Below are 12,292 nucleotides of genomic sequence, written 5' to 3' on the forward strand. Positions count from 1 at the left end.
GTAGCACCTTGAAGAAGCCACGCCACTTCCCTCCCCCACCTTTTCGCCCAAAGCCTGTCTCGACACATCCAAAAAAATTTGAACTGCTTTTGCCCGCACTCGCCTAATGTTCAGCCTGTGAAAAATCTCACAGGCAATTTGCCAAAATCGGCATACCCGAGAGGTGGGCAACATGGCTAAAGATGAGAAGAAAAGCAAAGGTGAAGCTTCGAAAGCCAGCAAGGAATTAAAAGACAAGAAGTCATCACCGGCAAAGAAATCAACTGCGGCTTCTGCTCTTTCGAAATCCTCTGAAAAGAAAGACAAGAAAAAAGACGTCGAACCAAAGAAATCTGCAAAAAAAAATGATAGCAAGCCAGAAAAAGCTAAGAAATCAGAGAAGGCGGAAAAGCCTGCTAAAAAGAAAAAGTGAAACCTGCTAGGGCTTTACGCCCTAGCTTTCTCAAGCGGTGCGGCCTTTAAAAAGCCCCGATACTCGTCGCGCGCCGCGCCGTATGGCTTTTACGTCTTCAGTTATTTGTCATGTTTGCTAAGGCGTTTTTAAATCCTCACTAGGCTTTGCCCACTCAGCGGTCATTCAATCGATATATTGAACTGCTTTTGCCATAAGGTTCGGGCGATCAAAGGTATCTATGGAGTCGATTTTTCCAAGCATGTCCTTAACCTTTGTTTTGAAGGTGTGGTTGTCCATATCGATCCAATAACGCTTTGGGCGATTGTTTTTTTCGTCGTATTCAGACGTCGTCGGATCTTGGCTCCGGTAGGGCTCATACAGTGGAATTTCAGGTAATGGACGTTGAATATCCATAAAATTTTGCAAGAAATCCCACAGCGCACATGGCTTTTGCGTCGTATTGTCAGGGGTTATCAGGGCACTCAAATTGATGGTAGCGGCACTGTAGCGATGAGCCAGTTGCAATCCATTCGTCGCTAATCCTTGGCGATCCGGCGAAGTTACGATATATGCATCGAACTCGTGAAATGGCGCAACTATGTCGTGGGTTTGACCTTGTTTTTTAACATCCGCGCTATTGAAAATAGTCACCTGCCCTGTAACACGGTTCAACTCCCATAGTGGACCGCCAGGAGGTCGAAACCAAACTCGCGGGAAGTAATTGACAATGACGCTGCTAACCAGCCAAGGGGGAAGTAGTATTTTTGAAACGAATACGGTAATGGAGTTATTTAGCAGCTCTCTTATATTGAATCCCGCTGAATCCATTTCGAACAACAAATCAATCACGATGCACAGTGGAAGGAGAATAATTAACCCCCACTTGCAAAACGTCCTAAGTGAGAGCCAAAACTGAGACCGGAAGGGCAACTGCGCGAATCGAAATCGCTCATGATCATATCGACAGTGCAGCTCCACGTCTTCGAATGGGCGTGGCACGTAGTTCCTACTCGCTTTCATCTCAGCCTTTTCTTTCTCCCACTGCTCCCAAAAACGCATACTTTCTGGTTTTGGGTCCTCCATGATGTTGTCTGGAACCACATCCTGCGTGTAGCCCCAAGGCAAGCGGGTGCCGGTGAATTTGTGCAGGACACTTCGCTTTTCGGAGCCTGCCTGCAAGGGTATGCGGTCCGACCGGTAAGCTTCGTGAGAATAGTAGAGCTGTGGTTCAGCGGTTTTTGACATGATTAGTCCTTGGTCGTGAGCTCTTCGACCCTGAACGGGCGGTTGATTTTGTCAAGGTCAATTGCGCACGTATGGCTCAGTAGATGCACAGCTCCATTGCATCCGTGTACATACGCTGTCTTTATAAATTGCAGGGCTATCAGACGTTTTTTTAGCTGATTGCGGAAGTGATTGCCCAAATCCCAGGCAATAAAAAACCCCGTAGATCATTGATCTACGGGTCTTTAGAGTGGGGGCCGAGGTTGGAATCGAACCGGCGTAGGCGGATTTGCGATTCATATAAAACCTCCATGTTTTCAGTAAGTTAATGAGGAATCGATTCCGCAAGTGCCCTACTCTAGCAAGACTGAAGCCCACGTCCTATAGGGGGTAGGATTTTGATTGCGGAACTGATTTCTTAGGGGCTTCGAATGGTCAAAAGAGGTCAGTCATGAGCTGCTGCTTTCAGCCAATCGCGACCCCGCTCCACGACAACTTGGTTGCTCCCTCGACATTCTTGTGAGAGGTTTAAGTTTTGCTAATTTTCAGGAAGAACATCGACATTCGATCGACGGAAGTAAAAGACTGGATGCTTTTGAAGCAAGTTCGTCTCGCAGCCCTTTTGGACACACCAACGGCGTTTGGTGTGAGCTACCAGACTGCCGCCCTATACAGTGACGAACGAGCCTCGTCGGCCGGAACTGAATTCTGGCTGGCCGTGAAGGACAATAAACCGGTTAGCATGATCGGTGCGGCGGTCAGTGGCGCGAATCGCTATAACTTGATCGGGATGTGGGTTGAACCTACTGCGCGAGGCTCTGGTGTGGCAGCTCAGCTGGTTGAGGCAGTGAAATCTCGCGCGATAGAGAAAGGCCATGATCATGTTTTTCTGGACGTCTCTCCCGACAATGCCAGAGCCTCAAACTTCTATCTGAACCAGGGGTTTTCGTTCATAGATGAATGGGAACCTTTAGAAAGTCATCCCCATATCATGGTTCAGACAATGCTCTGGACTATTCAAAGCTAACTGGCAAGCTCTTCTGCTGGCTGGCCGTTGTTTGCGGATGTCTGCTATCGGCCATTTCCTGCCTCTCGCGGAGGTAAAATAGCGGCCCGGTTCGTCGAATCGCAGGGTGTTACTCCGGTGGAGATTCAGACACCCAATTAGAGCCCACAAGCTGAGCTAGAGTGGTAACCAGCGAATCGCTCTCACCAGTACCTTCAATGCAGGCTACCTAGCTTATGATTTGGAATCACTTAATTACCGCTCACTTAATCGCTGAAATAAGAGAGCTTTCCGCGTCAGAGCGCTGGCTGTATCCAGACGACCCTGGAGGCATACAAGTAGTGGAATTGAGCACGCGCGTTAGTTCTCCAAAGGAATACAGTGCCTTCCGAGATACCCCTGAAGGCGCCTATTTGTTGTATGTAATCGAGGCATACGAGAATGCCATGAATGATGATTGGCTTCCCTATGAAATCATCGGCCTTCCGCTTGAGCGCGCACGGGAATTTATCATACAAGTCGCAAGTGAGTTGGAGTCGGGCCCGACACCTCAATTCATTCCAAACCTAAGGGCAGTTTATTCAGCACTCTCTGCTCTCTAAATCGACTTGACATGTCTGGTCAAGAGGGCTGCTTCTGGCCGATTACTGCCGTCGTAACTGGCAGGTATAGGTTGAAGGCAACTCATCACCTAGTTTTACCCATACACCGATTGTGCTCGGGCCTTTTCAATAAAGGGCATTGATTGGCGTAAAGATTGCCCCATTTTTGCCCCACTCAAACACATCCTTTTCCAGCAACCAGGTAGCCATATTGAAACCAGGGGAATAAGGATAGGGATTCACCCTCCTGCTACTGAACCTAACAGCAGCTATCGGCCAATAGCAGTCGTTCGTGGGCGGCTGCTTTCGATCCAATGCAGCCCTTCTTTTTCATTGCGTTTGTATCTGTCGGCTCTCGACAGGCCCGGCGCATCGGGCTTGCATTGAACTAGCGGCGTTCCAATGTATGCGTATTTGAAGGACATACTGGCGCGGCTGCCGATGCAACGGGCGAGCGAGATCGTCGAGCTGTTGCCGCATAACTGGAAGTCGATTCAGTCTTTAGAAACATGAGCGTTCGCGCTAGCCTGTGCATCAACGACTAAAATTTCGGTGAAACCCTCGCTCAAGCGTGGAGGCTGAAGTGCTTTAAAAACGTTTCTAATAGCATTCTCAGGAACCATCTCATCATTAGGACGCAATTGATTACGTGCCAAACAGTCTTCCAACGAAGTAGTGAACCAAGTAGCTACCACATCTACCCCATGCTTCTTGGCAGCCTGTATGAGCGATTCCCGCCCACAGCACTGAACCAGGATGGCATCAAAGATTACAGCGCCAGGCTCAACTAAAAGCGTCGATTTGGCCCAAGTGCTTTTTCCTGCACCCTGAGCGCCTATCAACAAATACAGACGAGAAGGCTTGGGAGTCACTAGCAGAGTCTCTGATAGGACAAGGTGAGCCCTCTGCCAAGCCAGTCTATTTAGCTCAGCATTAATAATGCGGCCCTTCTCCGTCTGTAGGAAGTGATCTGGATTGATGTGCATGAAGACGGCCTGCCAGGAAAAGCGTGAATGTAGCAATTGAAAGCAGGGTGCGCCGGAAACTGTTTTTACGCAGGAGTTCGGAAAGGTCAGCCCTAAGCCGTGAAAATCTACGTCTACACAACAGCATCGAAGGTGTGTTAGCCAGACGCTTACGCTCCAATTGCTGCTGGGACTGTTTCAGTCGAAAGGTCAGGTGAGGACTTAGAACGCGGCTTAGCGATTCTTTCCCTGCGTACATGGATTAAAAATCTGGCTAATACTCTCGCTGGTACCTACATAAGTTTTGGTACCTGGTACTGCCACAGCCGAGTAACTCTTACGATCGGTTACCTGAATAAAATTTCCTTGCCCAGCCGTGAAGCTCTCAGTGTTTGGCGGCACTAGCACGCTAAGAAACTGGGCTTTCTTGTCGAGGGCTAAGGCTCCTCCCACCGTAACTGGCGCCAGCATGGCGGCCCAACGTTTACTGAAAAGGTAGAAGGTGTCGGCTGCGGCTCTGCCACTTTGCATGTGGGCACACTGCACATCGCTGGCGTTGATGACTTCAGCCTGCTGGTAGACGCCGCCCTTATAGAGGGCCAGCACTAGCTTGCTCTTTGTCAGCACACCTAGGCCTTGCTTGGGTCTGCACACTTGCAAATCACCATAGGGAAATAAGCACCAGTTGGTTTCGGTGATAGTGACGATTTCGTCTGCGCTGAGCTTCAGATCGCGTTCAATATTGGCGCGGGCTTCCGGGGTTTCGTAAGGGATGGCGCATGCGCTCAATAGAGTTGCGAGGGTAACGGCGAGTAGCGGGGTTCTCATCAAGCGTCCTTTGCTGTTGTAAGGCAGATGTAAATGACGAATATTTTTTGCAAATCTCTTCCTTCAACATTCTACGAGTCAAGCAATCGCGAGAGCGGAGAAAATAGCCGTCGTTGAGATTGGGTTCTGAGACAAGAACATCAAAGCAGACGATGTGATCGACAAACTCTGGCCGCTGATGACGGCTGAGCAGATCCTCCACCGGTCTACGCAACGGGAAAATTATACAGATCGCGCTGAGCTTAAGGAGCTGTTGGAGAGTCTGCTAAAAATAGTCGTTTGAATTTCTCGACAGCTAGCGCGCGACTGAGATCCATTTTGTGTCAGATGCCGCGTCGTGCACTGGCGTCCAAAAAGCAGTTATCGTGAGTGTCCTCTTTTGGCCGAAAGCTGTCGCTTCCACGAACCTAACTTGAATACAACAATGGCTGAGGGGCAAGGTCGTTCATAGCCAAAAACGGCAAACATCCAAGCCAACATCCACCCTCAACTCATGCTCAATTGAGAGAGACTTCTCTTCAAATCGACGCTAAAAACAGGCTAATTGCGGAAGCGATCCAAAAAATTGCGGCAGCGATTGCCCAAATTTCAGGCAATAAAAAACCCCGTAGATCATTGATCTACGGGGTCTTTAGAGTGGAGGCCGAGGTCGGAATCGAACCGGCGTAGGCGGATTTGCAATCCGCTGCATAACCATTTTGCTACTCGGCCCCAAGTATCCAATACCCATGAAGCAGTGCTGGACACATACAAACTTGAACAGCGAACGAGATCTTTATCACCTCGCAACTCTTTGTTTTATAAAGAGTTTTTCCGCTTTCCCGTTAAGGAGTGGTCGCAATTATGGACTTGTTTTTCGTTCATGGCAACTCCCTCTGTGATTTTTTTCAACATTTCCCGTGACTTGCGTGATTTCACCCTGGAGAGGGGCAATGCGGCACCTGCTCCAGCGGGTGATGCCCCCCCCGCAATGATTGAGATTGGGCGTCGTTGCTTATTGCTCTCGCCGCAGTGTCTATACGCCGACGTGCTCGGGACCCGCTAGAATCCTGCGACTATCCGAGCAGATGAGAGCCAGGTTCATGAGCATCGATTTCGACACGGTTTACCCACGCCAAGGCACCGGAAGCACTAAATGGAGTCGCTACCCGGCGGATGTCCTGCCGATGTGGGTTGCTGATATGGATTTTGCCGTGGCGAGCGAAATCATTCAGGCCCTGCAACAGCGTCTGGAGCATCCACTGCTCGGCTACAGCGTGGCCCGCGATGAAGTGCGCGAGGCGATAGTGGCTGACTTGTGGAGCAAGTACGCCTGGCGGGTGCAGCCCGATGAGTTGCTGTTTCTGCCCGGCGTCGAGCCCGGGTTCAATATGGCATTGCGGGGTTTTGTCGAGCCGGGGCAGACGGTGGTGGTGCAGACGCCCAATTACCGTCCGCTGCGCATGGCGCCGGATAACTGGAACTTGCCAAAAATTGAACTGGCCTTCGAGCGCGACGCTCAAGGTGATTACCTCACGCCTCTGCCGGCCCTGCGCCAGGCCCTGCATGGCGCAGGCGCACTGCTGTTGAGCAACCCGCACAACCCGCTGGGCAAAGTCTTTCCGCGGGAAGAGTTGCTGGCCGTAGCCAACGCCTGCCTGGAACAGGGCGCGCTGATCATCTCCGATGAAATCCACGCTGAACTCTGCTTCGACGGGCGCCGGCATATCCCCACGGCGTCCCTGAGCCCGGAGATTGCCAAGCGCACCATCACCCTGATGTCGGCCAGCAAGGCTTACAACATTGCTGGGATGAAAACCTGCTTCGCCATCATTCAGGATCAATCCACCCGGGAACGCTTCAACAATGCCCGGGCCGGCATGGTCGATAGCGTCAGCCCCCTGGGGCTGGAAGCCACCCTCGCCGCCTACAGCCACGGTGGCCCCTGGCTGAAGGCCCTGATCGAGTATCTGCAAGCCAACCGTGACTACCTGTTGCACGCCGTGCAGAGCCGTCTGCCGGGGGTGGTGATGCACGCGCCGCAAGGTACTTATCTGGCCTGGCTCGACTGCAGCGCACTGGGCCTGGACGATCCCCATGGCTTCTTCCTCAGCCAGGCAAAAGTCGGCCTGAGCGCCGGCCTGGAATTTGGCGACGATTGCGGCCAGTTTGTGCGCCTGAATTTCGGCTGCCCGCGAGCCCTGCTCGAGGAAGGGATCCAGCGCATGGAGCGCAGCCTGCAACAACGTTGAGTGAAGCCGGCGGGGAGGTGCAATGCCTCCTCGCACACGGGTCAGCGCCTGATTTATCCAGGCTCAGCTCCCCCGCCCCATGGAAATCAGACAATTCGTAGACAGCATAAGGATTGGTCTTATTCCCAGGTCTACGCCAGTTCCGCGAGCATGTAGCGCTCATTCACTCCGTGCCAACGAATGTCCGGGCCGCTCTGTAGCAGGCCAATTCAAGCATCCCTGTCATCGATGTCGATGACCGGCCATCTCTCGGAGTACGCCCATCACCCCCACTGGACGAAGCAGTCTATGGAAGTTACCAACAACTGGTTCACCCACAGTCATGCCCAGCATGATGTGTACCTGATGATTGTGTGTGAACCGGGCCAGGACCGTTCGGCATTCAGTTATGTGGGACGGGTCAACTGCAAGGGCCATCATCCCTGCTACGCCTTGCGCTTCAGCTCGCCGCCCTTCGGCCATGACTACCTGTCCGCCGTTGCCGCACTTGAAGCGGGCTTGGCCCACAGCCATGCGATTATCGAGCGCTGGACCAGCCAAAGCCTTTGCTACTGCGCACGCTAGCGTGTAAAAAACTTCAGTCGCCGAGCCGAGCGCCCCTCGGGCGATGCAAGGTGCCGGACAGCCGCATCACCGCCCTTTCACTGAAGGAAACTCACCCGATGCCTTATATCAATCTGCAAATCACCAAGGGCGCCTCCCGCGAGCAGAAGGCCCAACTGGTCAAGGAGTTCACCGACTCCCTGGTGCGGATCCTGGGCAAGAAGCCCGAACAGACCCATATCGTGATTCAGGAGATCGACCCGCAGGACTGGGGCTTTCGTGGCTTGTTGAGCGACGAGCCCGAAGACTAGGCCTTATACGGCATCCGCCCGAGCTCACTCGATTGGTTCATCCGCCGCCGAAGCCTGCATGACGGCGGCCGCACCGACCGCAGCGTCCAGGCCGGCATTGACTGAGCGCACGAAACCCGCGCTACTCATCCCCTCAAGACCTGCCGCAGTGACGCCTCGATAGCTGCGCAGTACATCCAGCAACTGCTCGGGGCGGTACGTGTCCAGTAACTGGCTGGCGTCCATCACCACTGCATCCACCGCCCTCCGGGCAATGGCTTGGGGCAGCCCCTGGGCCAGGGCATGCTCGAACATGGCCTGGGCCAACAGCGCCGGATACGCCGGGCCAGTCCCCACCAGCGCACTCAAATAGTTGAGGTCGGCTTCAGTGAAGACTTCGTCGGCGCCACCGCAGGTTTCAAACAGGCACTGGGTAAAGGCTTTCTGCTCGGGTGTCACACTCGCGGTCGCCAACCAGGGGGTATAGGACTTGCCGATTTCAGCCGCCGCATTGGGCATGGCGCGAATCACCTGGGAGCAGCCGGTGTGACGCACCAGGCTGGCCATGGAGACCCCGGCCATCAGCGAAATCACCAAGCGCTGCACGCCGTCAAAACTGACCGCGGGAAACTGCTCGGGGCGTACCGCGACAATAATGACCTGGCACTGCTCCAGCAGCTCCTGGTTACTGCGGGTCATGCGCACCTGCGGCCACCGGGCATGCAGCGCCAGCTCTCCGGTGGAACGGCTCGACAGAATCAAGGCCCGAGGTTGGACAAAGGCTGTTTCAAGCATCGATTGCGCAAGCGAACGGCCAAGCCATCCGCTGCCACCGATAATGCCAATCGTGGGTTCGCCGAACATAGTGCCTGCCTTTCAGTCGGTCATGGCGCGATCCTAGAGGCTCGCCCCCCGCCCGGCAAGAATAAATGTACAGCAGCGTCCACCTTGTTGACACCGCTGTACATTGACCCCTGAGGCATACCGCTATCAGTGATTCAGTGGTTCGCCGAGCACGGGCTGGGCCGCCCTGAACTGCGGATGAGCATCGGCATCCCACGGAAAGAGACCACTGCGCGACGGCCAGACCACCTGGTACAGAGGGAAGTCATTGCCTTCGTAGTACCAGCGGGCAAAACCCACGAACTCGCGGTAGTGGGCCTTGGGCACCGGCACAAAGCAGCATGAATACCCCTCCAGCAAGGCGTCGGTGGGTTTATTCAGGTCAATCGGTTCGCCATCGCGCAGTGCCTGGCCGACGATATTCAGCAGTTGCTGCCCAACGCGCGATGGCACGCCGAAGATGATCAGCTCCGGGTGTTTGAAGGTTTCAAACAGACCCACAGTGAAGCTGTAGGCTGGCTCCTCGCCCTCTTCCAGAATGCCTACGCAATGCCAGCCAAACTCGGCCACATTGTCCAATAGCTTGCGCTCGCTCGCGTCCGTGCCAACCGTCCTGACCATGATCCTGCCTTCGATAATTCAGAGGGTCGGCATTTTGCCACAGCTGTGCCAGGCCGCACCGGCAACCTGATCCGGAAAGCCCGCTGGATGGCCAATTCGGGAAAAAAAAGGCGAAAAAAAACGCCACTCCGAGGAGTGGCGCTTTCATCGCTGGGGGTCGAACGACCGGTCCCGGCGTTTCTTACAGGGCCAAATCCGACGCAGGGTTGCTTGGCTGCTCAGCCTTGGGCTTGGCAGCGGCATCCTGAGGAACGGCAATGTTGCCGATCGCCGGTGGTGGGTCGAGTTGCAGGACCTTGGCGGTGTACGCCCACTCTTGAGCCACGCGCTCAGGACTGACGTTCAGCGCAGTGCCATAGCTTGGCACGATCTGGTGCAGCTTCTCTTGCCAGGCTGGGGAGGCAACCTTGTCCTTGAAGACCTTTTCCAGCACGTTCAGCATGATCGGCGCAGCGGTGGAGGCGCCTGGTGATGCACCCAGCAGGCCGGCAATGCTGCCGTCCTTGGAAGCAACGATCTCGGTGCCCAGCTTGAGCACGCCGCCCTTCTCTTCATCACGCTTGATAATCTGTACGCGCTGGCCGGCTTGCCATAGGCGCCAGTCTTGCTGCTTGGCTTGTGGGAAGTATTCCTTCAGCGCATTGAAACGGTCTTCGTCCGACAGCATCAGCTGGCCGGCCAGGTATTCCACCAACGGGTACTGCTCGACGCCGACTTTGGTCATCGGCCAGATGTTGTGGGTGGTGGTGCTGGTCAGCAGGTCGAAGTACGAGCCTTCCTTGAGGAACTTGGTGGAGAAGGTCGCGAATGGGCCAAACAGGATGACCCGCTTGCCGTCCAGCACGCGGGTGTCCAGGTGCGGAACCGACATCGGCGGCGCGCCAACCGACGCCTTGCCATAGGCCTTGGCCAGGTGCTGCTCGGCGATCGTCGGGTTATCGATGACCAGGAACGAGCCGCCCACAGGGAAGCCGGCGTATTCGCGCGCTTCTTCGATGCCCGACTTCTGCAGCAGGTGCAAGGCACCGCCACCCGCGCCGATAAACAGGAACTTGGCGTCGGTCTTGGTTTCGCTACCGTCTTTCAGGTTCTTGTAGGTCACGCGCCACGAACCGTCTTCGTTGCGGGCGATGTCACGCACTTCGCTCGACAGCTTCAGGGCGAAGTTCGGTTTGGTCTGCAGGTGGGCAACGAACTGGCGCGTGATCTCGCCGAAGTTGACGTCAGTGCCGATTGGCGACCAGGTGGCTGCGACCTTCTGCTGCGGATCGCGCCCTTCCATCATCAGCGGGACCCATTTCTTGATCTGCACCGGGTCTTCGGAGTACTGCATGCCGGCGAACAGCGGGCTGGCCTGCAATGCCTCGTAGCGCTTCTTGAGGAAGGTGATGTTGTCGTCACCCCACACAAAGCTCATGTGCGGCGTGGAGTTGATGAACGAGCGCGGGTTTTTCAGGACATTTTGCTGAACCTGCCAGGCCCAGAACTGACGGGAAATCTGAAAGGCTTCGTTGATCTCGATCGCCTTGGGGATTTCGACCTTGCCGTTCTTGTCTTCTGGCGTGTAGTTCAGCTCAGCCAGGGCCGAGTGACCGGTGCCGGCGTTGTTCCAGCCATTCGAGCTTTCTTCGGCGACGCCGTCGAGACGCTCGACCATTTCCATCGACCACTCCGGCTCCAGCTCATTGAGCCAGACCCCCAGGGTCGAACTCATGATGCCGCCGCCGATCAGCAGCACATCGACTTTCTTCGGTTCAGCCGCGTACGAGGACGAAAGCCCCAGCGACATAGCCAGGCCCAACAGAGCCGTGTTCACCTTTTTCAACATACTGTAGTACCTACGATAGAACGCCATCCGCCCTTCCAACCCTGATCACAAGCCACCCGGCTCACGGTATGGCAGCCGCCGGGACCTGCGTGTTCAGAAGATATGGAGGGTGGGCACACAAGGCCGACATGCAGCTCGACCCCACTTTTATATCGCTCTTGTGCTGACTTCTTATTCGTATTGGCTTCAGCGACGGGAGTGACACTGTTTTTCTGTTGCTATGTCATCGGGACGCAGGACATAAACAGTTCGACTCACCCCATAGACAGGATGAATCGATTCACCTGAAATAATATCATTACAGCATCAGCTGTGTCTTGGCTCGGCGATAGGCCGGCCGCAGGCCGCCTTCACTGGCTGTCGAGCAGACGAAACGATAGGCTGATGCGCTCCCCGGCATCCGGGGCCTTGGGAATTGCATGCAGCCATTGCGTCTGCACCGCATCGGACATGTAGAGCATCGAGCCACTGCCCAGCAGATAGGAAAACTCCAGGCTGCGGTCCTGCTTGTGGCGGTAGACGATAGGCCGCGCACAGCCCAGGGATACGATCGCGACCCCGGTGCCTTCGACCATCTGCTCTTTGGCATCGGAGTGAAAACCCATGGACGAGCTGCCATCCGGGTAGTAATTGATCAGGCAATTGTTCGGTCGAAAGCCCAGTTGCTGCTCAATCAGGCTGCACAACCGCTCCAGTTCCTCAGGCATCGGCTGGGCTGGGTAAGTGATCTGCGAATAATCGTACGGCGCACCGAAACTGGCGGTCTTGCGCGCACGCATGCGCTCGTCCCATTGCACCGATTGCTGCAGGCCTTCGAACAACGCCTGCGGGTCGGGAATGAAATCGGTAAACAGCTCAATGTTCGGAGGAGTCATGGCAACGCGGCTCTGAGTGGTGGAATCAGCGACCGGCAGTCT

General features: G+C 54.8%; 12 protein-coding genes, 1 tRNA gene and 1 pseudogene. 6 read left to right on the forward strand and 8 right to left on the reverse strand.

Annotation, left to right across the window (positions count from 1 at the left end; all coding sequences use genetic code 11):
- The first annotated feature begins 163 nt into the window (after nucleotides 1–163).
- Nucleotides 164–412: a hypothetical protein gene (locus JFU57_RS25230; protein WP_201131160.1), complete on the forward strand. Its 249-nt coding sequence runs from the start codon at nucleotides 164–166 to the stop codon at nucleotides 410–412.
- Between the two features lie 165 nt (nucleotides 413–577).
- Here the strand turns inward: JFU57_RS25230 and JFU57_RS25235 are convergent, their stop codons facing one another.
- Nucleotides 578–1,639 (reverse strand): hypothetical protein, encoded by a 1,062-nt coding sequence (locus JFU57_RS25235; protein ID WP_207202232.1) that lies wholly within the window; start codon nucleotides 1,637–1,639, stop codon nucleotides 578–580.
- A gap of 535 nt (nucleotides 1,640–2,174) precedes the next feature.
- Between JFU57_RS25235 and JFU57_RS25240 the strand changes: the two genes are divergently transcribed.
- Together JFU57_RS25240 and JFU57_RS33520 are read left to right on the forward strand one after the other, a co-directional pair.
- Nucleotides 2,175–2,645 carry a GNAT family N-acetyltransferase gene (locus JFU57_RS25240; RefSeq protein ID WP_201132199.1) on the forward strand — a complete coding sequence of 157 codons (471 nt, stop codon included), beginning with the start codon at nucleotides 2,175–2,177 and terminating at the stop codon, nucleotides 2,643–2,645.
- A gap of 971 nt (nucleotides 2,646–3,616) precedes the next feature.
- A pseudogene (locus JFU57_RS33520) lies at nucleotides 3,617–3,739 on the forward strand (transposase domain-containing protein); the annotation flags it as partial.
- Here JFU57_RS33520 and JFU57_RS25250 read toward each other — a convergent pair.
- From JFU57_RS25250 to JFU57_RS25260, 3 genes are all read right to left on the reverse strand, one after another.
- Nucleotides 3,721–4,212 carry an AAA family ATPase gene (locus JFU57_RS25250; RefSeq protein WP_201131161.1) on the reverse strand — a complete coding sequence of 164 codons (492 nt, stop codon included), beginning with the start codon at nucleotides 4,210–4,212 and terminating at the stop codon, nucleotides 3,721–3,723. The pseudogene JFU57_RS33520 and the gene JFU57_RS25250 overlap by 19 nt on opposite strands.
- A 213-nt stretch (nucleotides 4,213–4,425) precedes the next feature.
- Nucleotides 4,426–5,019, reverse strand: a complete 594-nt coding sequence (locus tag JFU57_RS25255) for a hypothetical protein (RefSeq protein ID WP_201131162.1) — start codon at nucleotides 5,017–5,019, stop codon at nucleotides 4,426–4,428.
- Between the two features lie 637 nt (nucleotides 5,020–5,656).
- Nucleotides 5,657–5,730 (reverse strand) — tRNA-Cys (locus tag JFU57_RS25260).
- Between the two features lie 371 nt (nucleotides 5,731–6,101).
- Between JFU57_RS25260 and JFU57_RS25265 the strand changes: the two genes are divergently transcribed.
- From JFU57_RS25265 to JFU57_RS25275, 3 genes are all read left to right on the forward strand, one after another.
- A complete protein-coding gene (locus tag JFU57_RS25265; protein ID WP_201131163.1) occupies nucleotides 6,102–7,250 on the forward strand; it encodes a MalY/PatB family protein in 1,149 nt (382 codons plus the stop codon).
- Between the two features lie 288 nt (nucleotides 7,251–7,538).
- Nucleotides 7,539–7,814 (forward strand): hypothetical protein, encoded by a 276-nt coding sequence (locus JFU57_RS25270; protein WP_078474081.1) that lies wholly within the window; start codon nucleotides 7,539–7,541, stop codon nucleotides 7,812–7,814.
- 80 nt (nucleotides 7,815–7,894) lie between these two features.
- The gene (locus JFU57_RS25275; RefSeq protein ID WP_274522662.1) at nucleotides 7,895–8,104 is read left to right on the forward strand and encodes a tautomerase family protein; all 210 of its coding nucleotides are present in this window, start codon (nucleotides 7,895–7,897) and stop codon (nucleotides 8,102–8,104) included.
- 24 nt (nucleotides 8,105–8,128) lie between these two features.
- Here the strand turns inward: JFU57_RS25275 and JFU57_RS25280 are convergent, their stop codons facing one another.
- The 4 genes from JFU57_RS25280 to JFU57_RS25295 all read right to left on the reverse strand — a co-directional run bounded on the left by JFU57_RS25280 (nucleotide 8,129) and on the right by JFU57_RS25295 (nucleotide 12,250).
- A complete protein-coding gene (locus tag JFU57_RS25280) occupies nucleotides 8,129–8,947 on the reverse strand; it encodes a pyrroline-5-carboxylate reductase family protein (RefSeq protein WP_201131164.1) in 819 nt (272 codons plus the stop codon).
- A 126-nt stretch (nucleotides 8,948–9,073) separates the two neighbouring features.
- Complete coding sequence (locus JFU57_RS25285) at nucleotides 9,074–9,547, reverse strand: DUF4262 domain-containing protein (protein ID WP_201131165.1); 474 nt, start codon at nucleotides 9,545–9,547, stop codon at nucleotides 9,074–9,076.
- 181 nt (nucleotides 9,548–9,728) lie between these two features.
- The gene (mqo, locus tag JFU57_RS25290; RefSeq protein ID WP_201131166.1) at nucleotides 9,729–11,375 is read right to left on the reverse strand and encodes a malate dehydrogenase (quinone); all 1,647 of its coding nucleotides are present in this window, start codon (nucleotides 11,373–11,375) and stop codon (nucleotides 9,729–9,731) included.
- Nucleotides 11,376–11,725: 350 nt separating this feature from the next.
- A complete protein-coding gene (locus JFU57_RS25295; RefSeq protein WP_078474086.1) occupies nucleotides 11,726–12,250 on the reverse strand; it encodes an alpha-ketoglutarate-dependent dioxygenase AlkB family protein in 525 nt (174 codons plus the stop codon).
- Nucleotides 12,251–12,292 lie beyond the last annotated feature (42 nt).

This window comes from Pseudomonas sp. TH07 (assembly GCF_016651285.1).
GTDB lineage: Bacteria > Pseudomonadota > Gammaproteobacteria > Pseudomonadales > Pseudomonadaceae > Aquipseudomonas.

Coding starts and splice junctions, on each gene's coding strand:
- JFU57_RS25235 (WP_207202232.1), bottom strand. CDS start 1,639: ATGTCAAAAACCGCTGAACCACAGCTCTACTATTCTCACGAAGCTTAC.
- JFU57_RS25250 (WP_201131161.1), bottom strand. CDS start 4,212: ATGCACATCAATCCAGATCACTTCCTACAGACGGAGAAGGGCCGCATT.
- JFU57_RS25255 (WP_201131162.1), bottom strand. CDS start 5,019: ATGAGAACCCCGCTACTCGCCGTTACCCTCGCAACTCTATTGAGCGCA.
- JFU57_RS25265 (WP_201131163.1), top strand. CDS start 6,102: ATGAGCATCGATTTCGACACGGTTTACCCACGCCAAGGCACCGGAAGC.
- JFU57_RS25270 (WP_078474081.1), top strand. CDS start 7,539: ATGGAAGTTACCAACAACTGGTTCACCCACAGTCATGCCCAGCATGAT.
- JFU57_RS25280 (WP_201131164.1), bottom strand. CDS start 8,947: ATGTTCGGCGAACCCACGATTGGCATTATCGGTGGCAGCGGATGGCTT.
- JFU57_RS25285 (WP_201131165.1), bottom strand. CDS start 9,547: ATGGTCAGGACGGTTGGCACGGACGCGAGCGAGCGCAAGCTATTGGAC.
- mqo (WP_201131166.1), bottom strand. CDS start 11,375: ATGTTGAAAAAGGTGAACACGGCTCTGTTGGGCCTGGCTATGTCGCTG.
- JFU57_RS25295 (WP_078474086.1), bottom strand. CDS start 12,250: ATGACTCCTCCGAACATTGAGCTGTTTACCGATTTCATTCCCGACCCG.